Here is a 19,659-nt window from a genome sequence, read left to right on the forward strand (position 1 = left end):
GCGGCTCCGGTCAGTGGAAGCGTTGGAAGTACCAGCGCCAAACTGGAGACCTTCGATGTCATCAAAAACCAAACCACAAACCAAGTCCGCAAAGGTCATCACGCTGCTATCGCGAGCGAAAGGCGCTACTCTCGATGAGATATGCAAAGCAACAAATTGGCAGCAACACAGCATCCGCGCATTTCTAACCGGCCTGCGCAAGAAAGGCTATGTGTTCGCACGTGAACAGCGCGGCGATGATGGGACGGCCTACCGCATCACACAAAACCCAAGCGACACCGACGCCGAAGGATCAGCATGACCAAGCCGGATAACCGTTTGGCGGATCTCATGGTAATGCCGCCTGCCCAGTTGCGATCGGCCTGGCGTGACACGTTCAAAACACCAGCACCCGATATCGGACCGGACCTGCTCCGACGGGGGATTGCCAACCGCTTGCAAGAACGTGTTCATGGTAGCCTGACTGGTGCTACCGAACGCGAGATCGAGCGCCTTCGCAAGCGCGTCGAGCGAACAGGCAAAGCTGGTCACATGCATGCGATATCACTCAAGATTGGGACAAGACTTGTCAGATCGTGGAACGGTAAGAGCTATCACGTGCTTGTTTGCGATGATGGCTTTGAGTTTGACGGCCGTCATTATGCAAGCCTGAGCCATATCGCCCGCGAGATAACTGGTGCCCATTGGTCCGGTCCTCGTTTCTTCGGATTGAAGAACCGAAGCGAATATAAACCAAAGGCGTTAGCCAATGGTTGAGCGAGCAAAACGGAAGCGGTGTGCCATCTACACTCGCAAATCCACAGAAGATGGTCTGGAACAGGATTTTAACAGTCTGGATGCGCAGCGAGAAGCGTGCGCTGCCTATATCTTAAGCCAGGCTAGTGAAGGTTGGGATGCAGTCCACGAGCTATATGACGATGGTGGTTGGTCCGGTGGGAACATGAAGCGTCCTGCCCTTGTACAACTGCTAGATGATGTGACAGCCGGCAAGGTCGACATCATTGTAGTGTACAAGGTTGATCGTCTAACCCGGAGCCTCGCCGACTTTGCCAAGATTGTAGAAATACTGGATGAGAATGAAGCATCGTTCGTCAGTGTCACTCAAAGCTTCAACACAACAAACAGCATGGGAAGACTGACCCTTAATGTCCTGCTTTCTTTTGCCCAGTTTGAACGCGAGGTAACCGGTGAACGCATCCGCGACAAAGTAGCGGCATCCAAAAAGAAGGGCATGTGGATGGGCGGCGGTGTCCCATACGGATATAAGGTGGAAGAGCGCCAGTTGGTCGTCAACGAAGCAGAAGCAGAGACTGTCCGGCACATGTTCCAGCGTTATGTTGAACTGAAGTCAGTCCCGCAGCTTGTCGATGAACTCGCTGTCAAAGATATCAAAACCAGAACTCGAACTTGGAAGAGCGGGCGCGCAGTTGGCGGCATCCATTTCAAAACCGGTACTTTGACGCATCTGCTCAAAAACCCGATCTATGTGGGGAAAGTTCGGCATAAAGACAAAATCTACGATGGAGAGCACAGCCCGATCATCTCACACAAGGTTTTCGATTTGGTCCAATCTGTTTTTGCTGAAAACAGGCGTGACAACGCGTTGGGAAAGAAGAGCTGCAATCCTAGTTTACTGACCGGCATGATAACCGATCCGGATGGTAAACCAATGACACCTACGCATGCGAAAAAGGGTTCGAAGCGTTTCCGCTACTACGTCACACGCACTCCGCCTGGAGACAAATCAGACAAATGGCGAATGCCCGCTGGAGAGATCGAACGACTGGTAATTAGTGCAATATCCAAGAAACTCAACTCTGCGGAATCTGATGCACAGGAAACCGCTGAGATCCTGTCACAAACTATAGAAAAACATGAAGTCATCGCTGACTCTTTGCCCGACATGAGCATTTCCGAGCAATACCAAATGTTGATCGATTTTAATGCCAGTGTATCTGTTAATGAAAGCTCAATCGGTATTGAATTTACACCTCCGGACCAGGATCAAACAGTTGCTATCTCAATCAATGCGAAGCTCGTTAGCAAAGGACGCGATCTGAAACTGGTTATCGCTGCCGGCGAAGGATTGGCGAAACGCGATCCCGATCCCGTTTTGCTTCGATTGATTGCTCACGCTTTCGCAGCACAAGATCAGATGGTTCGAGGCATCCCTTCACCCATGCTATCCGAGTATAGCAAACGGCATCTGCAACAGCTCACCCGTCTTAGTTATCTGGCTCCGGATATCATCTCATCCATTATCGATGGAACTCAGCCAGTTAATTTGACCGGCCGGAAGATCTTGCGGATCGGAAGCCTGCCTCTTTGCTGGGGTTCCCAACGTGCCATGTTTGGGTTCAAATAGACCCCAAAATCCTCCTATTTCTAAAAGTGCATCTGGTGCCAGCGTTTCAGCCCATCGAGATCATCGGTCATTTTGGCCGCATATTGGCACGGACAAATGGTCTCTGGTAGCCAGCTTCCAACATCAACCTTAGCTAACCCACCGGAATACCGGCACTAAATCAGGACTCCACGAGGAGACTTGGAGACACCAGAAACTCAGGAAAAAAGTGGTGCCCGAAGGCGGATTCGAACCACCGACACAGCGATTTTCAGTCGCTTGCTCTACCAACTGAGCTATTCGGGCAACAGGTGAGTTGAATGTTCCCACCGAATTTGAAGCGTCGCTATAGGCGGGGGTTGCATGGCTTGTCCACCCTAAAAGTGGCCGTTTTTCAATGCCGCTTCAGGACTCACCGTCGCGGCCTGTTTCTCCTGAAAAATGATCGGCCAATTGATCCGGTGAAACCGCGGGTCCGGGGACTTTATACCCCTCGCCCAGCCATTGCAGTAAATCACGATCTTTGCAGCCGGCACTACAGAACGGTGCGAAATCCGACGACTTGGGCTTGCGGCACACCGGACATTTCGATTCTTTTGCGCCAGCCACCGTTTATCCTTGGCCGACCAGATTAGGAAATACCGCGAACACAAAAATCAACAACACGCCGATCGGCGCCAACCACGCCACCAAGAAGCGGTAAATGCTGAAGACGGCACCTTCCAGCCCTGTTTCCGCCTCGACCAGCTTTTTGTCCGCGCGCCAACCAATGAATACAGCCGTCAGAAAGGCGGTTGTCGGCAGCAATATTTTAGAAACAAGGTCATCAATCGTGTCGAAAATATTCTTGTCTTCAAACATTGGCCAGAAGCCGAGCAACCGGACATCGCTCCAGACATTCAGCGAAAGCGCACAAGCAATCCCGACCAGAAACACCAGACCGCCAAACAGCCAGGCGGTCGTGGCCCGGCGCCACTCAAATTTGCGCATCGCCCAAGCGACCACACCTTCCAACAAGGATATCGAGCTGGTCAGGGCAGCAAAAAAGATCAGGACGAAAAATAATAGTCCGACCAAAGAACCGGCCGGCATGGTGTGGAAAGCAATCGGTAGCGACTGAAAAACCAAGGTCGGTCCAGCGGCAGCATCCAAGCCCACTGCAAAAACAATTGGGAAAATCATCAAGCCCGCCAGAAGCGCAACGCCAGTATCGGCGAAGGCAATCATACCAGCGGTCGGAGCCAGCTTGGTGTCCTTGGAAACATAACCGCCATAGGTGATCAGGGCCGCGGATGCGACGCTCATCGAAAACAAGGCCTGCCCCAGCGCGTCATTTATGACCGATGGCGTCAGTTTGCTGAAATCCGGGGTAAACAGAAAGGCCACCGCTTTCGCAAATTCGCCGGTAAAGGCACCATAGATCGTGATTACCACCAGAAGGACGAAAAATGTCGGCATCAGATAGGTTGCCGCTTTTTCAATTCCATCAGTGACGCCTCGCGCCACGATCCAGATAGTGATCGCCATGAAAAGCGTGTGCATGCCTAGTAACAACGGGACATTGCCAAAAAGATCGGTCATTCTGCTCGGTATGGACTCCGGATTTTCAGAAGCGAGGGCACCGGCAAACGGGTTGCCGGAAAAGAGCGCGCCGAGAAAATCGCCGCCCATCACGCCGACATAGTAAAGTACCCAACCAGCCACGACACTATAAAAAGTGAGAATTAGAAAAGCGCTCAGTATCCCAATACCGCCAAAAATCCCCCAGTTTCTGCTGACATTCGAGTCTTCAGCTACTTTGACCACACTGTGATAGGCGTCGCTGCGTCCATGGCGACCAATTAATATCTCGGAGAGAACCATGGGCAAGCCAATCAGGACGATGCAGCCGATATAGACGAGCACGAATGCGCCGCCGCCATTTTCACCAGCCAGCGTTGGGAACCGCCAGATATTGCCAAGGCCAACCGCGGCACCAACCGCTGCCAACACAAAGGCCCATCTCGACGACCAGCCTTCTCCGCCCGGTGCTGCTGATCCTGCCATGATAAACTCCCCTGTAATCTATACGCACCGTCTAAGCGGCCTAGTTGCCGCTGTTACTAGCCTCTCATCAACATCGGGCCAAGTGGTTTTCCGGCAAAAATATGAACATGCAGATGCGGAACTTCCTGATGTCCGTCCTGGCCGATATTGGCGAGCAGGCGATAGCCTGGTTCAACCATGCCCGCTTCGCGTGCCACATGACCGACACCGCGTACAAAACCGGCAATTTCAGGCTCGCTGGCCTTGGCTGAAAAATCATCCCAACTGACATATTTTCCCTTGGGGATGACCAAAATATGATGTGGCGCCTGCGGGTTAATGTCATGAAAAGCGAGGACATGATCATCCTCGTACACCGTCTTGTTGGGGATTTCGCCGCGCAAAATTTTGGCGAAGATATTATTGTCATCATAAGGCTCGGTTGCGTCAATCGCCATCGGTCAGTCCTTTCTTGAAGCTTTTTCGGCTATGCCAGACAAGCCTTCCCGGCGCGCCAGTTCGGCTAGCACGTCATCTATCGACATATCCATATCGGCGAGCAAGACCATCAGGTGGAACAGGACATCCGCCGCCTCCCCCGTCATATCCGCCTTTTCATCCTGCACCGCCGCGATGACCGCCTCGATCGCTTCTTCACCAAGCTTTTCCGCCATTTTGGCGCGGCCCTTGGCGCGCAGGCTGGCGACATAGCTGTCTTTGGGATCGGCGTCACGGCGCTGGTGGATGGTGGCTTCCAGCTTTTGCAAGATATCATTCATGGCTGCCCGTTTGCGCGAGCAATGGGACAGGCGTCAAGTCTTTGAAAGGCTGTAAGCCATATTACCCATAAGAAAGGGCCGTCTAATCCCCCGATGACGGCCCTTCCATGGTGCAGCAAGATCAGAGATCTGCGCATACCATTCGGTGACGAACTGTTACAATTTCTTGCGTTTCTTTCGCGCGGCGAAGCGTCCCACAACAAGACCGGCGACACCTAGCGCAAGCATGGCCATGTTAGAGGGCTCGGGTATCGGTGTGCCGCCCGAGGACGAACCACCGGATGACGAACCAGTCGACGAAGCGCCGCTGGATGTGCTGGTTGAAGTGGTTGTGGTACCGCCATAGCTGGATGATCCCCATCCAGAGCTACCCCAGCCCGACGAGCCCCAGCCCGACGAGCCCCAACCGGAACTGCCCCAACCGGAACTGCCCCAGCCGGAACTGCCCCAACCACCGGAACTGCTCCAGCCGCCATATGATCCGCCGTTGCTAGGATACCATGTCGCTTCAGCCGGGCCTGCAACGGCAAAGCTGATAACGGCGGTGCCGGTTAACATGGCCAGTTTTGCGAGTTTCATTGCATATCCCAAGGAAAAAGCTGAAGGTCAAAATGTCTGTTGAAATAGAAAAGCAATTTTCCTGCCAAAAACATAAGATCCGCCTCATTGGTCGGTACTGATGGTTAACAATTTTTCGAAGCCGTGGAGAATGTAAGGTAAACCGACATTAACCATCGCGGCAAACGTCCCATAGTGGGACAATTGTCAGCGATGGCACCACGCAAGACCGGGGTTTTTTAAAATTTACCTACGCAAAAGTTAATATTGTTTTAATAGAAACAGTTATGGGTCATTGCACCCAAAATTGCTGAACTAGATATAGTTGAGACTATTTCTTAACTATCGCTTCGCATGGGGTCTTAACTGTTGCGGCGTGCAGGCAATCCGGCGGTGCGGAGAGCATCATGCGCTTCAGCGATAGTGTGCTGGCCAAAATGGAAAATTGACGCGGCAAGGACAGCATTGGCGCCGCCTTTTGTCACGCCTTCGACCATGTGATCGAGCGTACCAACACCGCCGCTGGCCACCACCGGTATAGATACCGCATCAGCAATCGCCCGAGTCAGCGCAAGGTCGTAACCGTCGCGCGTACCATCGCGGTCCATGGATGTAACGAGCAACTCCCCTGCTCCCAGTTCCGCCATGCACACCGCATGTTCCAAAGCATCAATGCCGGTAGGCGTGCGCCCGCCATGGGTGAAGATTTCCCAGCGGCCTTCTTCCACGCGCCGCGCGTCGATGGACGCGACCATACACTGGCTGCCAAAGCGCCCGGCAATGTCACTGACCACTTCGGGGCGCGAAACCGCTGCGCTGTTGACCGCAACCTTGTCGGCTCCAGCCATCAGCAGCGCGCGGGCATCATCCGCTGTCCTGACGCCGCCGCCCACCGTGACTGGCATGAAACAGACTTCCGCTGTCCGCCGCACCACATCGATAATCGTATCGCGCTTTTCATGGCTGGCGCCAATATCGAGAAAGCAAAGCTCATCCGCACCAGCCGCATCATAAGCCCGCGCTTGTTCGACCGGATCACCAGCGTCTTTGAGATCAACGAAATTGACACCCTTGACCACGCGGCCATCGGCAACATCGAGACAGGGTATGACGCGGATACGGACGGTCATACGAAAACCGCGCTCACCCTGAGCCTGTCGAAGGGTCGAATGTGGTGCCATACATGCTTCGACAAGCTCAGCATGAGCGCATTTTGGGTTACCAAGATATACCTCATCGGTTCGCCATCGCTATCGCCGTCGCCAGATCAAGCCGCCCGTCATAAAGCGCTCGGCCGGTAATCACGCCTTCAATGCCATCCTGCGTAAACTGGCTGAGCATATGGACATCATCAAGCCCCTTTACCCCGCCGCTGGCGATCACTGGAATATCGACTGAGCGCGCCAGATCGACCGTCGCTTCGATATTGCAGCCGGTCAGCATGCCGTCGCGGCCCACATCCGTGAACAAAAGCGATGCTACTCCGGCATCCTCAAAGCGGCGCGCCATGTCCCTCACGCTGACTTCCGATACATCGGCCCAGCCTTCGGTGGCGACCATGCCGTCCCGTGCATCAACCGCGACCACGATACCGCCTTCATATTCCTTTGCCATATCGCGGACGAATTCCGGGTCTTTCAAAGCCGCCGTGCCGATCACGAGCCGCGCCACGCCCAGTTCGAACCAGCGCTCGACCGTTTCCCGGTTTCGGATGCCGCCGCCTAGCTGCACATAGCCCGGGAAGCTCGCAACAATGGCCTCTACCGCTTCCGCATTGCGCGGGGACCCGGCAAAAGCGCCATCGAGATCGACCACATGAATATGCTCGGCGCCAGCTTTGGCGAACAGACCCGCTTGCTCCGCTGGGTTGTCGCCGTAAACGGTGGCGCGATCCATATCGCCCTCGGCCAAACGCACGACTTCGCCTGATTTCAGGTCGATAGCAGGAAAGACGATCATGGTTTCCACTCCAAAAAGCGTTTCAGGAAAGCCAGTCCGTAGGCCTGACTTTTCTCCGGATGAAATTGCACACCAACAATATTGTCGCGGCCAACGGCGGATATCAACGGCATACCGTGATGGGTGGTCGCAAAAATATCATCCGCATTTGCCGCATCAAAATGATAGCCGTGGAGATAATAAGCCTCTCCGGCTTCCAACAGGTCATGACCCGCTGTCGGGGTCACATCATTCCAGCCCATATGGGGGATTTTGATGTCCGGGGACGGCGCTTCGATCGCGTGGACGGTGCCGCCAATCCAGCCAAGCCCCTGATGCTCGCCAAATTCTATGCCCTTGTCAGCAAGCAATTGCATGCCCACACATATGCCGAGAAAAGGGACAGCGTCCTGCCGCACCCGCTGCTCCAGCGCCGCAATCATGCCATCGATCCCGGCCAAAGCATCGCGGCAAGCGCCAAAAGCACCAACACCGGGCAAGACAATGCGATCCGCTGCAGCGACAACGTCTGGATCAGCGGTCACCACGACCCCGGATGACCCGGTTGCGATCAACGCATTATGTACGCTGTGTAAATTACCGGCGCCAAAATCGATAAGCGCGATGGTTTCAGCCACCAAGCTGGCCTTTGGTCGACGGAATGGCATCCCCTTTGCGCGGGTCGCGTTCGACAGCCTGGCGCATCGCCCGGGCAAAGCCTTTGAAGATGCTCTCGGCAATATGGTGATTATTCTCACCGTAAAGCAGCTCGATATGAAGTGTAATTCCAGCGGCATCGGCGACGCTGTGGAACCAGTGCTTGAACAGCTCAGTATCCATCTCGCCCAGCCGCTCCTGGGTAAACGCCGCATTCCAGACCAGCCAAGGCCGTCCGGAAATATCCAATGCGACACGGCTCAACGTCTCATCCATCGGCGAATAGGTGCTGCCATAGCGCACGATCCCGGCCTTATCGCCGAGCGCCTGATGGATCGCCTGACCCACTGCAATAGCGCTGTCTTCAGTCGTGTGGTGCTGATCGACGTGCAGATCACCTTTGATCTTGAGCTTTAGGTCAATCAGCGAATGGCGCGAAAACTGTTCGATCATATGGTCGAGAAAACCAATGCCCGTAGACACGTCATATTCACCGGTTCCGTCCAGATTCAACTCGACGAAAATCTCGGTTTCCTTGGTGTTTCGCTCTATTGTCGCTGTTCTCATGGACCATGCCTATAAAGGCTGGATTTTATCAGGCAAGAATTTCGCTGCAAAATCACCAAGAAAGGACGAGGATATCACAGTTGATGAAAATTATGCAAATCCCCTTGACCCTGCCCCGTGTTCGCGCCACCAAGTAGCAATGAATGACAGTGCCCCCGATAGCCTGATTCCTTATGATGAAATTGTGCAGGAAGCGCTGCGCGCCGTTGTCGGCCGTGTGCTGGGCGAAGTTGAGGCCAATGGCCTGCCTGGCGAGCATCATTTCTACATTACCTTCAAAACCCGCGCGCGGGGTGTGGATATACCCGATCACCTGATTGCCAAGTTTCCCGACGAAATGACCATAGTGCTGCAAAACCGCTATTGGGATTTATCGGTCAGCGAAGACCGGTTTGAGGTCGGGCTCAGCTTTAATCAGATCAGCTCTATGCTGCATATTCCGTTTGCTGCGATTACATCCTTTGTTGACCCAGCCGTTGATTTTGCCCTGCAATTTCAGGTGGATGAGGTCGAAGGCGATCTCGACGGTCACGAGCCGGCACAAAATGACGGTGATCAGGAACCGGTTGAAGTGGTCGATGATGGCTCCAACGTTGTAACGGTGGATTTCGGCAAGAAGAAGTGATCGCCTGATGTCAGGCAACCCGTCAAAAACTACTCGCACAGAAACCGACAGCATCGGTCCCATAGAAGTTCCGCAAGACGCCTATTGGGGCGCGCAAACGCAGCGCAGTATCGAGAACTTCCCCTTCCCCCGTCATGAACGCATGCCGATCCGGCTAATCCATGCCTTGGCGACGGTCAAACAGGCGGCGGCACGGGTAAATGGCATCCACGGACTCGACCCTGAAATTGCCGGTGGGATCGCAAAAGCGGCCGAAGAAGTACGCTCAGGGGCCTTTGACACGCAATTTCCGCTGACCATTTGGCAGACCGGATCAGGAACCCAGTCCAACATGAACGTCAACGAGGTGATCGCGGGCATCGCCAATGAAAGCCTGACCGGCACCCGTGGCGGCAAAGATCCCGTCCACCCCAATGACCATGTCAATCGCGGGCAATCATCCAATGACAGCTTCCCCACCGCCATGCATGTCGCCGCCGCGCGGGCATTGGAGGTGGAGCTATTTCCGGCGCTGGAACAACTCCATGATGCGCTCGCTCAAAAGGCACAGGACTGGAAAGCCATCGTCAAAATTGGCCGGACCCATTTGCAGGACGCGACTCCGCTAACGCTGGGACAGGAATTTTCGGGCTATGCCGCGCAGCTGCTGGCCGCGCGCGACCGTATCGAAGCCGTCTTGCCGCGCCTCTATCAACTAGCGCAAGGCGGCACAGCTGTCGGCACCGGTATCAATGCGCCGGAAAATTTCGGCGACCATATGGCACGGGAAATTGCCAAGATTACCGGGCTGAAATTCACCTCTGCACCCAATAAATTTGCCGAACTGGCCGCCCATGACACGATGGTCGAACTGTCTGGTGCGCTCAGCACCCTTGCCGTTTCGCTCACCAAAATCGCCAATGATATCCGCCTTCTAGGGTCTGGGCCGCGATCCGGCCTTGGCGAACTTGATCTGCCAGCCAATGAACCAGGCAGCTCTATCATGCCGGGCAAGGTCAATCCGACCCAATGCGAAATGCTGACCATGGTGGCCGCGCAAATGATTGGCAATCATCAGGCCGTAACAGTCGGCGGCATGCAGGGCCATCTGGAACTCAACGTATTTAAACCCATGATCGGGGCCAATGTGCTGCGCTCCATTGAAATCGCCTCCATCGGCATGTCCAGTTTCGCCACGCGCTGCGTCGATGGGCTGGAAGCGAATACGGCCCGTATTGCCGAACTGGTTGAACGTTCCCTCATGCTCGTCACCGCACTGGCGCCGGTTATCGGCTATGACAAAGCATCCAAAATCGCCAAGCATGCACATGAAACCGGCATGACCTTGCGTGAGGCCGCCCTGAAATCGGGATTAGTCGATGCCGAAACCTATGACGCCCATGTTAAACCGGAAAATATGGTATAAGTTAGAGTGATATAGCGGCATCTTAATCGGGGCGTGTCGGGGAAAATATGGACGATCCAATAGACGAGTCACTAAACGCTGTAGATATATTGATTCGACAGCTGTTGAGCATGTGGGAACAAACGGTTTCGCTGCTACCCAGTCTGGTCATCGCTTTGATCGTACTCATCATTACCTGGATCATCGCTCGCTTCGCTACCCGCATTGCTGACAAACTGACCTACAAGACCAATATGCGCGCATCGCTGCAAGAGTTGGTTGAAACGATAGTGCGTTTGGCGATTTGGATCGTCGGCCTGATGGCGACACTTACTATATTGCTCCCCGGCCTGACACCGGCCAGCCTGATCGCCGGCCTCGGTTTTGGAGCCGTTGCGATAGGTTTCGCCTTTCAAGATATTTTCGAAAATTTCATGGCCGGTATCCTTATCATGATCCGCGAAAAAATGCGGATTGGCGACTATATCGAATGCGAAGGCGTCGAGGGCGTTGTCGAAAGCATCGCCCTGCGAGAAACCCACGTCCGTCGAAACAACCGGGAACTGACCATCATTCCCAATTCGATCCTGTTTAAAAACCCGGTCAAGATCCTGACCGATGACGACAAACGCAGACATGAGATTATCGCTGGCGTGGCCTATGATACCGATCTGGATAAAGCCAAGAATGTCATCCTGACCGCCGTGCAATCAGCGGAACAAGTCGACAAGAGCAAACAAGTGGATGTTTTCGCCTGCGAGTTCAATTCCAGTTCTGTTGATTTCAAAGTCCGCTGGTGGTCGGGCTCCAAACCACGCGCCATGCACGAAAGCCGTGACAATGTAATCCGAGCGATCAAACGCGCATTGGATGAAGCGGGTATCGAAATCCCCTTCCCTTATGTTACACATACATTCAAGGAACCGGTTCCACTCGCAACAAAGGATTAAGTTCATGTCCCTCATTCGCAATGTCGCCACCGCCCTGGTCGGTAACGAAGCGCGCAAGCGCGGCAAGGGCAATGGATTATTGGGCTTTGGCGTGGGTGTATTGGCAGCGCGTATCGCAACGCGCTCTCTGCCCGGTGCACTGCTGGTTGGCGGCGCAATGGTGGCCAAGGCGCTTTATGACAGGTCGAAAGAAGAGGAAGAGGAGCTTCCGGCATCGGACCAGATTATCGATATAGTAGGGACGCCTGCACCAACCGAAAATGCCAAGGCAGAGGCCTAGATCGCGCCCTGCCATTCCTTGATTGCTTCAATCGGGAAGGTCAGCATCAGCACATTCAGCGTCAGATTATCACGAATGGCATAGAGCGCCACCAGTTCAAATATCACCGCAATCGCCACCGTCACCTTCACCGGTAACTTCCGCGCGGCGATAAAGCCCAACGTCATCCAGCCAATATCAGCCATGGAATTGATGATGCTGTCTCCAGCATAGCCAAAGGCAAAAGTCGCTTCACGATAGCGATCGATGATGATGGGCGAGTTTTCCAGAACTTCCCAGAAGCCCTCTAAAAATACCGCGAGACATAAGGCAAAACCAAGCCGCGCTGCCTCTGGCTGTTTTCGGAACAGCCAGTAACCAAAACCGTAAAACAGAAAGCCATGAATGATATGGCTGAACGTATACCAGTCCGCAATATGTTGGCTATTTTCCGCCGACTGCACCGCGCCATGCCACAGCTTTATGTTGCCACATTCACATATAGGCGGCCGGTCCATCCCGAACAAAATCACCAGTGTGAATATAGCCAATCCGGCCGCGGCCAATATGTGGTTGCGTGATAGGATCGTCATAGGCCCCCTCATTGGATGCGCAACACAGCATTATCAGGGGATGATTGCAAGATTGATTGTTCGAAAATGGCGGGTGGAGCAGCATTACTCCACCCGCCACTAAAATAGACCCATCATAGTTTGGGCTAAATCTGCGATATGAAGATCGCTGTTATTCCGAAGATGATTGGGTAGGCCCCTCTTCTCTTTCCGGCACATAGGGTTCGGAGGATGACTCAATATCTTCGTCCTGAACCGTATCGCTGCAGGCACTTAATGACATAAGCGCTACGCTGGCCAAGACAAAGACGGAGGATGTTACTGATTTACGTGTTAGGCACATGGGGGCTGTTCCTTATAGAGATCTGCCCCGCTCGAGTGGTCATATCTACAAGCCGATAATCAAATTCCGAAGCATTTGCGCTGCGACGAGCCTATAAGGCGTTTGTTGTTAGTAACGCTGGAATGCCGATGATGGTACTTGCTCACCATATCTGCTTCATCCCGAAAGCGGGAACTAGAGGTAGATGAGCAATTCTTACTCGTCTTCGCAGAACCTATTCAAATTCCGCGTCGTATCTAGACCTATAACGACTGTCGCACACTACCCGTAAACTCTTGCAAATTAATATAATTTGCGGATGACTTAAGAGTTTTTCGCCGTAATGAACTCTTCAGTAAGCTGCGATTACAAAATCGTTCCCAAACGAGTTAATCTCAAGGAATATTATGAAAACGAAGATCGCTACACTTTTGCTTTCAGGCGTCTGTTTGGTGTCATTTCCCGTCTACGCACAAGAGCAACAGTCGATTGAGTCAATTGTCGACGCGGCCATTGCAAGCGGTGACACAGAAGCGCTTGATGCGATTTCGAAATATGCCGGCGACCCTAGAATCGCGGCTAAGATAGAGGCCTATAAGGCTTATGTCGCCGCGAAAGAAGCAGCTGCACTTGCTGAGAAGAACGAAGCTGGTTTTTTTGCTAATTGGGAAGGTTCCGGGGAATTGGGTGCGTTTCAATCTGGAGGTAATACCACTTCAGTTGGCGTCACTGCTGGCATTGCATTGACTAAAGAAAGTGAGCGCTGGCGCTTCAAGTTCCGCGCGCTCGCCGACTATCAACGCACCAACAGTACCACAGTCCGAGAGCAGGGTGTTGTCTCTTTGGAGCCCAATTACAAATTTAGCGATCGCTTCTATGGGTACGGGCTTGCGCAGTACGAGCGAGATAGGTTTCAGGGCTTTTCATCGCGCTATACATTGTCGGGTGGATTGGGTTATCAAGTCATAAAGAGTGACGCAATGCAATTGGATGTCAAAGCAGGACCTGCTTGGCGTAAAACCAATTTTGTTGGTGGCGGTTCAGATTCAAGTGTCGCTGCACTAGCTGCTGCAAATTACGCTTTGAAAATCTCACCTGCGATTACCTTTAATCAAGACCTCTCTGCCTACATCCAATCGGGTAACAACAGTTATAACTCTCTGTCAGCATTAAACGCAAAGCTTAGTGACAAACTAACCGCGCGACTTTCGTATCAGATCGATCACGAGACCAATCCGCCGCTGGGGCTTAAGAAGACAGACACTTTATCGCGGGCGACATTAATTTTTGGGTTCTGATTGATTTGTATCCGTTTCATCCCGAAAGCGGGCACTGGCAATCGATTTGAGAAGCTAGTCATAAAAAACACATTGATAGTTTTTACTTTGGTAAGCCACTAGTATCATTCGTTTGATTGAAACCATGCAGATTGGTTTTCGTTGAGCTATTTTTTATCTGGCTGTATCCTTTTCGTTTGCGCCAGCGAATAGCTGGGAGGGATCAAATTCATCAAAGGAAACTGTTATGGAATTCACGCAAAGTCGCACGGTTGAAATTGTTGCCGTGCTGCTGCTTCTGGCAGCCATTTCACAACCGATCTATACAGCCTTGTATCTTGGCGCACCCGACTTTAACCGCCAATTCCTGTGGGGTTTGGAAGGGTTACTGTTTGTGCTGCTGGCAACTTTTGCGGGTTCCGCTCTGGTCATGGCGAAACGCTACACTCTGGGCTTTTCCGCGATCGCGTTCAGCGCAGTGCTCAATGTGGTACAGGTTGGCGTGGGCCTGACTCAATTCGGTCCATTTCGTTCGGCTGCCGAATCGAATGCTGACCTCAGCGATATCGCATCCTCAGTCGTCGCATTCTCTTTCTTCGGCTACAACGCGGCAAAAATCCTATTGGGCCTTGCAGCGGTGGTTTTTGGCGTAGCCAAGATGAACGAAGGCAACAAAGTTTTGGGAGGCGCAACGGTGTTGATTGGTGCAGTGGCTTTTGTCGCCAACGCCTTAGTTATGATGTTCGGTTTGCAGGGATTTTTACCTTCACCGGTAGCCGGAGGCTCTGGAGTTTTGGCCACTTTTCTCCTGGCGTTATGCCTGTTCGGCATCAGCAGCGAAGACTGACCATATCGCCTATATGAATAATGGGTGGGTCAACGATAGTGATCGTTTCTGCGCCCTTAACAGACGCAGGAAAATACTCGATAGCCTCTCGGAATTCACGACAATGACGCGCGTCCTAACGCTAGCAACATAATTTCCAACATCGGCAATAAATAATCCAACATGGCCACTCAGATCCACTCAAAGGACTATGTGCACTTTGTGAACTTCGTCGTAATTCCGGGGTTCGCGGGCTTTGTCCTTCTTCTGCTTCCGATCCATTGACGCCCCTGCCACAAAGCGCTTTCCTACTGAGCATCTCTCCTGCTAACACAGATGTCAGGAGAAGCGATGACGCACGAGAAGGCTTTGGCAGCGACACAGGCCAGTGAGAAAGAGCACGCGTCGTCGGACGGAGAGCCACGCCGGAGATTCTACGGCTGGAATAATGCCGGGCTTTTGTTCTTCATCCAGTTTGCCGCATCCGGTTTTGTCTATTTCGCCTATGCTGCGATTTTTCCAGCGATGGTCGAGGCAATGGACTGGAACCGGGGAGACGCGTCCATTGCCCATAGTCTCAGCTTTTTGATGCTGGGTCTCAGCTATCCGTTGACCGCGTGGATGATTGGGAAAAAAGGCGTTCGTTTCACCCTGACAGTCGGGCTCACGATCATGCTTGCCAGCCTTTTGATGACCGTCTTTTTCGTGACGCAGATATGGCACTGGACCGTCATCTGGGGTCTGTTCATGGGGGTTGCCAATGCGCTCGCAGGGCCGCTGTGCGGGCAAACCGTGGTCATCAATTGGTTTAACGTCAAACGGGCCACCGTTTTGGGGATCATATTGACCGGCAATGCCTTGGGAGGCTTTTTCGCGCAGCCGATCCTTATTCGGGTGATGGATGTGTTCGGCAATTGGCAATCCGGCTGGCTGGTTAGCGCAGCGGCTGTCGTCGTGGCGATCCTGCTGACGCAGTTTGTCGTCAATCGCCCCAAAGATATCGGGCAGCATCCCGACAATATCAACCCGCATGTACCCAAGACCCATGGCCAGAAACCTGCCCCCAAACCGCGTACCTATCGCAGCGCCCATAGCTGGACAATCGGTCAGGTATTTCGCACCCGCGCCGTCTATTTCATCATGATTATCAGCGTGACATATTTGGGTATCGGTACATTTCTGCTCACCCATGGTTCGCTTTACTTGTCCGATATCGGCATTTCGAAATTACAAACGGCTTCGATCGTTAGCATCTTCATCATTGGCAGCGGGCTTGGCCGGATGCCCGCGGGATGGCTCGGTGACCGGTTTGAACTGCGCTGGTTAATGGCGGCGATGATGGCGGCGATGTTGGGGGGCTTCATCATGCTGTGGTCGGTCGCCAGCGTGGTCGGGCTGAGCATAGCCGCCTTTATACTGGGCCTATGCTATGGCGGGTTTTTCGCTCTGTCTCCTGCCCTGACCAGCAATTTTTTCGGGCAGGAAAGCTTCGCCAAAATCAACTCGGTATTCGCACCGTTGCTCTTGCCTTTCGTGGCGACAGCGCCAGCGGGAGCCGGCTATATTTTTGATATATATGGAAGCTATGATCTCGCCTTTTTAATCGGCTCTGTCTTGCTCGGCCTGTCGCTGGTGGCCGCGATCTGCTTGGTACCACCCCAACATGATTCAGCGCATGAGTCAGCGGAGGCGGCTTAAACTTTACCGTCGCTGGACAATAAAGCAGCAATGGGTTTGGTGCCTTTGCGGCCCGCCAAAATGATCATCAAGATCGTCGTGAACGGCACCGCCAAAATCGCACCCGGAATGCCCCACAATGTACTCCATACCGAGAGGGCGACAAGCACGACCATCGGGCTGAGATTGACCGATTTGCTGAGCATACGGGGTTCGACAACATTGCCGATAATCACCTGTGCGCCGGTCATCAGGCCGGTGGCAATCAGCGGCACGGTCAGCGTACCAAATTGCGCCACGGCAAACAGCGCGGGAAAGGCAACACCGACAATCGAACCAATATAGGGGATATAGTTGAGCAGACCGATAATGATCGCCCATAGCGCCGCATATTCGATACCCAGCACCATCATGATGATCCAGCAAATCACGCCTAGCATGATATTGATCAATGTCTTGGTGGCGAGATAGCTGCCGATATCATGGTTGATCCGGGCAATCATGTTCATCGTGTCCTTGGACTCGCTCGCGCTGCCAAAAGCGCGCTGCACCTTGGCGGGAAAGCCGGTAATTTCGCTCAGCATGAAAGAGGCATAGAGGATGGTGATAAACACAAAGCCGCCAAAACTGGTCAGCGAGGACAGCACCGATTGCGCCAGCGCGGCAATGTCGACTTCGGTCAGCAGCTTGGTCGCAAATTCACTCACCGCTTTGACCACTGCTTCGCTCCCGCGATCAATCATCAGGCCCGGTGAGGCCATCATGTCACCCATGTCGGCGTCGACCGCAGCCGTCTCTGGTTGCGCGGGGAACCAGGCCGCAAAAAGATTTTCGAGGTTGGTCTGATAGGTCGGCAGTGATGGTACCAATGTCTGCAGACTGGCCACCAGCATCCGGGTCATTGCAAATAGCAGCAAGACCACCCCGAATAAGGCTAACGTCGCTCGCACCCACATGGGCGAGCGGCCAAGACCGGGAATACGCGCTACCGCAGCACTGGCTGCGTACAGGATCTGAAGGAGGATGATCGCCGTCACAATCGGCAGGATGATATCCTTGCCGACATAGAACAACCAGCCGATCATGATCGTTATTCCGACCGAGAAAAATATCGTGCTTACGCGGCCCTGCATCATGGTCTTGAATCAACATCCTCTTTGACGGCGGAGAGCCCGTGCAAATATTTGATAAACATAAAATTCCCGCCTGTCATCACATCAGTTTTGCAGCCGGCCCTGTAACATCTGCAAGCAATCGCGACTAGCATCTTGACGGCACGCACCCTTCTCGGCCAATAGCCGCTATGGCCGACGATATTTCTTCCCTTCCGCATGATGAACTGAGCCGCCGCGGCCTGCTGTTTGTCCTCTCTTCACCCTCTGGCGCTGGCAAATCGACGCTCGCACGCATGTTGCTCGAAGCGGATGACCAGATCGCCATGTCCGTATCTGTCACCACCCGGCCGCAACGCCCCGGCGAAGAAGAAGGCAAGGACTATCATTTCGTTAACGGTGATGAATTTGAAGAAATGGTCGCGGACAATTCCTTTCTGGAATATGCGACGGTGTTCGGCAATCGCTATGCCACGCCTGCTGCACCGGTGCAGAAAAACCTTGAAGAGGGACAAGACGTTCTCTTCGACATTGACTGGCAGGGCACACAGCAGCTTTACCAGCGCGGCGGCGAGGATGTTGTGCGTATCTTCATCCTGCCCCCTTCCCTAGCCGAGCTGCGTGAACGGCTTGAGGCGAGAGCCACGGACAGCAACGAAATTATCGATAGCCGTATGCAGCGCGCGGCCAGCGAAATCAGTCATTGGGACGGCTATGACTACGTCTTGATCAATGATGACCTCGAAGCCTGTTTCGCCAAGGTTAAACAGATATTGGCAACCGAACGCATGCGCCGGTCACGGCAAACGGGTCTGATTGGTTTTGTGCGCGATTTGGTGGCGCAAGAACGCGGTTAGTTTTCCGCTCGTTTCACATAAAGGCCGTCAAACACCGTCGTCCAGCTCTCACCGCCGTCTTTCGATGCCTGCCAATGCTGGCGGACGCTTGTGACATCGGCGCCATCCTTGTTCGGGGTGCCATCCTTGTTCGGAGTCCCATCCTTGATCGGAGTCCACGTGACACGATTGATCGGGGAGCCTTTCACATAGCCAGGCCAATTGGCATTGCTCAGCACCATCTCGCCTTTTTCGTTGAGACCGCCTTCGACAAATAAAGCCGTGCCATCAGCGCCCATCCATGTCTGATGCCATGTTTTGCGCGCGGCATCGTAGAAGCTCATGCTCATACCGGTGTAACCGCCGTTGGTTTTATATTCTTCACGGATCACGCAGCCGCCATGCTGTGCGCTGATGCTATTGATGCCCGCGGGGGTTGTTTGGCCTGCTGGCGTCACATCCCATGTGCCGATCCAGAAATCAAAGGCGCGGTGATCCGCAGTAGCGCAAGGTGGTGGCGGTTTTTGCGCGGCTGGCGGAACAGGTTGGACAGATTGTGCAAAAATAGGGGATGATACCAACAACGCCGCAAACAAAGCGCAGATTAGGGGTAGGGCGCTTTGGGTATTTGTTCCGGGGGTACCGGGCCGGGAAAAGGAGCTTGCCCATGCGGAGGGCAAAAATTCCCGAAATACCAAATTACGAACCACGTTTGTCATGTGGTACCACCCCCCTTTTTTTAAAGCCGCGCGGCGATCCCAATGCGTAACCAAACAGGACCACAATGTGGCTCTTGAACACATTATGCCGGACCACGCCAAGGCCAGAGCCACTTTCGACGAAAAGATGACGAGCTTCGACGATCGTTGCCGACGGTTTGACCAAATCGGTCAGAAACCGGCAAAACCGGCGGCGGTCACCGTTTCTTAAAGGCTTTATGCCATATTAAAT

Annotated in this window: 25 protein-coding genes and 1 tRNA gene; 12 read left to right on the plus strand and 14 right to left on the minus strand. The window is 53.4% G+C overall.

From position 1 onward, the window contains the following. The first annotated feature begins 55 nt into the window (after window positions 1-55). Genes ABJM21_RS12185 through ABJM21_RS12195 form a run of 3 tightly spaced genes read left to right on the plus strand, consistent with a single transcriptional unit; the run spans window position 56 to window position 2,365 of the window. Window positions 56-301 carry a DUF3489 domain-containing protein gene (locus ABJM21_RS12185; RefSeq protein WP_348302512.1) on the plus strand — a complete coding sequence of 82 codons (246 nt, stop codon included), beginning with the start codon at window positions 56-58 and terminating at the stop codon, window positions 299-301. Beyond that, a complete protein-coding gene (locus ABJM21_RS12190) occupies window positions 298-756 on the plus strand; it encodes a DUF2924 domain-containing protein (protein ID WP_348302513.1) in 459 nt (152 codons plus the stop codon). The genes ABJM21_RS12185 and ABJM21_RS12190 overlap by 4 nt, the downstream gene beginning before the upstream one ends. After that, a complete protein-coding gene (locus tag ABJM21_RS12195; RefSeq protein WP_348302514.1) occupies window positions 749-2,365 on the plus strand; it encodes a recombinase family protein in 1,617 nt (538 codons plus the stop codon). Before ABJM21_RS12190 ends, ABJM21_RS12195 begins: the two co-directional genes overlap by 8 nt. 209 nt (window positions 2,366-2,574) lie before the next feature. Here the strand turns inward: ABJM21_RS12195 and ABJM21_RS12200 are convergent. From ABJM21_RS12200 to hisB, 10 genes are all read right to left on the minus strand, one after another. Then, window positions 2,575-2,650 (minus strand) — tRNA-Phe (locus tag ABJM21_RS12200). 99 nt (window positions 2,651-2,749) lie between these two features. Continuing rightward, on the minus strand, window positions 2,750-2,953 hold the full coding sequence (gene yacG, locus ABJM21_RS12205; protein WP_348302515.1) for a DNA gyrase inhibitor YacG: 204 nt from the start codon (window positions 2,951-2,953) through the stop codon (window positions 2,750-2,752). A 3-nt stretch (window positions 2,954-2,956) separates the two neighbouring features. Further along, the gene (locus ABJM21_RS12210; RefSeq protein WP_348302516.1) at window positions 2,957-4,390 is read right to left on the minus strand and encodes a sodium-dependent transporter; all 1,434 of its coding nucleotides are present in this window, start codon (window positions 4,388-4,390) and stop codon (window positions 2,957-2,959) included. A 56-nt stretch (window positions 4,391-4,446) separates the two neighbouring features. Then, on the minus strand, window positions 4,447-4,827 hold the full coding sequence (locus ABJM21_RS12215; protein WP_348302517.1) for a histidine triad nucleotide-binding protein: 381 nt from the start codon (window positions 4,825-4,827) through the stop codon (window positions 4,447-4,449). Between the two features lie 3 nt (window positions 4,828-4,830). Further along, a complete protein-coding gene (locus ABJM21_RS12220) occupies window positions 4,831-5,148 on the minus strand; it encodes a phosphoribosyl-ATP diphosphatase (protein WP_348302518.1) in 318 nt (105 codons plus the stop codon). A 156-nt stretch (window positions 5,149-5,304) separates the two neighbouring features. Continuing rightward, window positions 5,305-5,727, minus strand: coding sequence for a hypothetical protein (locus ABJM21_RS12225; protein ID WP_348302519.1), 423 nt, complete (start codon window positions 5,725-5,727; stop codon window positions 5,305-5,307). Between the two features lie 341 nt (window positions 5,728-6,068). Next, window positions 6,069-6,836: an imidazole glycerol phosphate synthase subunit HisF gene (gene hisF / locus ABJM21_RS12230; RefSeq protein ID WP_348302520.1), complete on the minus strand. Its 768-nt coding sequence runs from the start codon at window positions 6,834-6,836 to the stop codon at window positions 6,069-6,071. A 103-nt stretch (window positions 6,837-6,939) separates the two neighbouring features. Further along, window positions 6,940-7,665, minus strand: a complete 726-nt coding sequence (hisA, locus tag ABJM21_RS12235) for a 1-(5-phosphoribosyl)-5-[(5-phosphoribosylamino)methylideneamino]imidazole-4-carboxamide isomerase (protein WP_348302521.1) — start codon at window positions 7,663-7,665, stop codon at window positions 6,940-6,942. Continuing rightward, on the minus strand, window positions 7,662-8,282 hold the full coding sequence (gene hisH / locus ABJM21_RS12240) for an imidazole glycerol phosphate synthase subunit HisH (protein ID WP_348302522.1): 621 nt from the start codon (window positions 8,280-8,282) through the stop codon (window positions 7,662-7,664). The genes hisA and hisH overlap by 4 nt, the downstream gene beginning before the upstream one ends. Continuing rightward, window positions 8,275-8,868 (minus strand): imidazoleglycerol-phosphate dehydratase HisB, encoded by a 594-nt coding sequence (gene hisB, locus ABJM21_RS12245; protein WP_348302523.1) that lies wholly within the window; start codon window positions 8,866-8,868, stop codon window positions 8,275-8,277. Before hisB ends, hisH begins: the two co-directional genes overlap by 8 nt. 139 nt (window positions 8,869-9,007) lie before the next feature. Between hisB and ABJM21_RS12250 the strand changes: the two genes are divergently transcribed. From ABJM21_RS12250 to ABJM21_RS12265, 4 genes are read left to right on the plus strand one after another with little or no spacing between them, the layout of a single operon-like run. Then, window positions 9,008-9,493, plus strand: a complete 486-nt coding sequence (locus ABJM21_RS12250; RefSeq protein ID WP_348302524.1) for a ClpXP protease specificity-enhancing factor SspB — start codon at window positions 9,008-9,010, stop codon at window positions 9,491-9,493. Window positions 9,494-9,500: 7 nt separating this feature from the next. Further along, entirely contained in the window at window positions 9,501-10,898 is a 1,398-nt protein-coding gene (fumC, locus tag ABJM21_RS12255) for a class II fumarate hydratase (protein ID WP_348302525.1), read from the plus strand. Window positions 10,899-10,945: 47 nt separating this feature from the next. Next, complete coding sequence (locus ABJM21_RS12260) at window positions 10,946-11,827, plus strand: mechanosensitive ion channel (RefSeq protein ID WP_348302526.1); 882 nt, start codon at window positions 10,946-10,948, stop codon at window positions 11,825-11,827. A 4-nt stretch (window positions 11,828-11,831) separates the two neighbouring features. After that, the gene (locus ABJM21_RS12265; RefSeq protein ID WP_348302527.1) at window positions 11,832-12,107 is read left to right on the plus strand and encodes a hypothetical protein; all 276 of its coding nucleotides are present in this window, start codon (window positions 11,832-11,834) and stop codon (window positions 12,105-12,107) included. Here the strand turns inward: ABJM21_RS12265 and ABJM21_RS12270 are convergent. Then, window positions 12,104-12,679 (minus strand): DUF2585 domain-containing protein, encoded by a 576-nt coding sequence (locus tag ABJM21_RS12270; protein ID WP_348302528.1) that lies wholly within the window; start codon window positions 12,677-12,679, stop codon window positions 12,104-12,106. The genes ABJM21_RS12265 and ABJM21_RS12270 overlap by 4 nt on opposite strands. 151 nt (window positions 12,680-12,830) lie before the next feature. Then, a complete protein-coding gene (locus tag ABJM21_RS12275; protein ID WP_348302529.1) occupies window positions 12,831-13,001 on the minus strand; it encodes a hypothetical protein in 171 nt (56 codons plus the stop codon). Between the two features lie 386 nt (window positions 13,002-13,387). Here ABJM21_RS12275 and ABJM21_RS12280 point away from each other — a divergent pair, with 386 nt between their 5' ends. From ABJM21_RS12280 to ABJM21_RS12290, 3 genes are all read left to right on the plus strand, one after another. After that, complete coding sequence (locus ABJM21_RS12280; RefSeq protein WP_348302530.1) at window positions 13,388-14,278, plus strand: DUF481 domain-containing protein; 891 nt, start codon at window positions 13,388-13,390, stop codon at window positions 14,276-14,278. Between the two features lie 226 nt (window positions 14,279-14,504). Continuing rightward, window positions 14,505-15,104, plus strand: a complete 600-nt coding sequence (locus tag ABJM21_RS12285) for a thiamine biosynthesis protein ThiC (RefSeq protein ID WP_348302531.1) — start codon at window positions 14,505-14,507, stop codon at window positions 15,102-15,104. 330 nt (window positions 15,105-15,434) lie between these two features. Beyond that, window positions 15,435-16,781, plus strand: coding sequence for an MFS transporter (locus ABJM21_RS12290; RefSeq protein ID WP_348302532.1), 1,347 nt, complete (start codon window positions 15,435-15,437; stop codon window positions 16,779-16,781). On the opposite strand, the gene ABJM21_RS12295 is transcribed toward ABJM21_RS12290, so the two are convergent. Continuing rightward, on the minus strand, window positions 16,778-17,896 hold the full coding sequence (locus ABJM21_RS12295) for an AI-2E family transporter (protein ID WP_348302533.1): 1,119 nt from the start codon (window positions 17,894-17,896) through the stop codon (window positions 16,778-16,780). The two genes, ABJM21_RS12290 and ABJM21_RS12295, sit on opposite strands and share 4 nt — an antisense overlap. A gap of 167 nt (window positions 17,897-18,063) precedes the next feature. Here ABJM21_RS12295 and gmk point away from each other — a divergent pair, with 167 nt between their 5' ends. Further along, entirely contained in the window at window positions 18,064-18,729 is a 666-nt protein-coding gene (gmk, locus tag ABJM21_RS12300) for a guanylate kinase (RefSeq protein ID WP_348302534.1), read from the plus strand. Here gmk and ABJM21_RS12305 read toward each other — a convergent pair. Further along, complete coding sequence (locus ABJM21_RS12305; RefSeq protein WP_348302535.1) at window positions 18,726-19,427, minus strand: hypothetical protein; 702 nt, start codon at window positions 19,425-19,427, stop codon at window positions 18,726-18,728. The two genes, gmk and ABJM21_RS12305, sit on opposite strands and share 4 nt — an antisense overlap. A gap of 67 nt (window positions 19,428-19,494) precedes the next feature. Between ABJM21_RS12305 and ABJM21_RS12310 the strand changes: the two genes are divergently transcribed. Further along, window positions 19,495-19,638 carry a hypothetical protein gene (locus ABJM21_RS12310; protein WP_348302536.1) on the plus strand — a complete coding sequence of 48 codons (144 nt, stop codon included), beginning with the start codon at window positions 19,495-19,497 and terminating at the stop codon, window positions 19,636-19,638. Window positions 19,639-19,659: the final 21 nt, after the last annotated feature.

It is taken from the genome of Parasphingorhabdus sp., assembly GCF_039977335.1.
Taxonomy (GTDB): domain Bacteria; phylum Pseudomonadota; class Alphaproteobacteria; order Sphingomonadales; family Sphingomonadaceae; genus Parasphingorhabdus.

What these genes read in the sequence shown, in the direction of transcription:
- ABJM21_RS12185 (WP_348302512.1), top strand. Translation starts at nt 56, where the DNA reads ATGTCATCAAAAACCAAACCACAAACCAAGTCCGCAAAGGTCATCACG.
- ABJM21_RS12190 (WP_348302513.1), top strand. Translation starts at nt 298, where the DNA reads ATGACCAAGCCGGATAACCGTTTGGCGGATCTCATGGTAATGCCGCCT.
- ABJM21_RS12195 (WP_348302514.1), top strand. Translation starts at nt 749, where the DNA reads ATGGTTGAGCGAGCAAAACGGAAGCGGTGTGCCATCTACACTCGCAAA.
- ABJM21_RS12210 (WP_348302516.1), bottom strand. Translation starts at nt 4,390, where the DNA reads ATGGCAGGATCAGCAGCACCGGGCGGAGAAGGCTGGTCGTCGAGATGG.
- ABJM21_RS12215 (WP_348302517.1), bottom strand. Translation starts at nt 4,827, where the DNA reads ATGGCGATTGACGCAACCGAGCCTTATGATGACAATAATATCTTCGCC.
- ABJM21_RS12220 (WP_348302518.1), bottom strand. Translation starts at nt 5,148, where the DNA reads ATGAATGATATCTTGCAAAAGCTGGAAGCCACCATCCACCAGCGCCGT.
- ABJM21_RS12225 (WP_348302519.1), bottom strand. Translation starts at nt 5,727, where the DNA reads ATGAAACTCGCAAAACTGGCCATGTTAACCGGCACCGCCGTTATCAGC.
- hisF (WP_348302520.1), bottom strand. Translation starts at nt 6,836, where the DNA reads ATGACCGTCCGTATCCGCGTCATACCCTGTCTCGATGTTGCCGATGGC.
- hisA (WP_348302521.1), bottom strand. Translation starts at nt 7,665, where the DNA reads ATGATCGTCTTTCCTGCTATCGACCTGAAATCAGGCGAAGTCGTGCGT.
- hisB (WP_348302523.1), bottom strand. Translation starts at nt 8,868, where the DNA reads ATGAGAACAGCGACAATAGAGCGAAACACCAAGGAAACCGAGATTTTC.
- ABJM21_RS12250 (WP_348302524.1), top strand. Translation starts at nt 9,008, where the DNA reads ATGAATGACAGTGCCCCCGATAGCCTGATTCCTTATGATGAAATTGTG.
- fumC (WP_348302525.1), top strand. Translation starts at nt 9,501, where the DNA reads ATGTCAGGCAACCCGTCAAAAACTACTCGCACAGAAACCGACAGCATC.
- ABJM21_RS12260 (WP_348302526.1), top strand. Translation starts at nt 10,946, where the DNA reads ATGGACGATCCAATAGACGAGTCACTAAACGCTGTAGATATATTGATT.
- ABJM21_RS12265 (WP_348302527.1), top strand. Translation starts at nt 11,832, where the DNA reads ATGTCCCTCATTCGCAATGTCGCCACCGCCCTGGTCGGTAACGAAGCG.
- ABJM21_RS12270 (WP_348302528.1), bottom strand. Translation starts at nt 12,679, where the DNA reads ATGACGATCCTATCACGCAACCACATATTGGCCGCGGCCGGATTGGCT.
- ABJM21_RS12275 (WP_348302529.1), bottom strand. Translation starts at nt 13,001, where the DNA reads ATGTGCCTAACACGTAAATCAGTAACATCCTCCGTCTTTGTCTTGGCC.
- ABJM21_RS12280 (WP_348302530.1), top strand. Translation starts at nt 13,388, where the DNA reads ATGAAAACGAAGATCGCTACACTTTTGCTTTCAGGCGTCTGTTTGGTG.
- ABJM21_RS12285 (WP_348302531.1), top strand. Translation starts at nt 14,505, where the DNA reads ATGGAATTCACGCAAAGTCGCACGGTTGAAATTGTTGCCGTGCTGCTG.
- ABJM21_RS12290 (WP_348302532.1), top strand. Translation starts at nt 15,435, where the DNA reads ATGACGCACGAGAAGGCTTTGGCAGCGACACAGGCCAGTGAGAAAGAG.
- ABJM21_RS12295 (WP_348302533.1), bottom strand. Translation starts at nt 17,896, where the DNA reads ATGATGCAGGGCCGCGTAAGCACGATATTTTTCTCGGTCGGAATAACG.
- gmk (WP_348302534.1), top strand. Translation starts at nt 18,064, where the DNA reads ATGGCCGACGATATTTCTTCCCTTCCGCATGATGAACTGAGCCGCCGC.
- ABJM21_RS12305 (WP_348302535.1), bottom strand. Translation starts at nt 19,427, where the DNA reads ATGACAAACGTGGTTCGTAATTTGGTATTTCGGGAATTTTTGCCCTCC.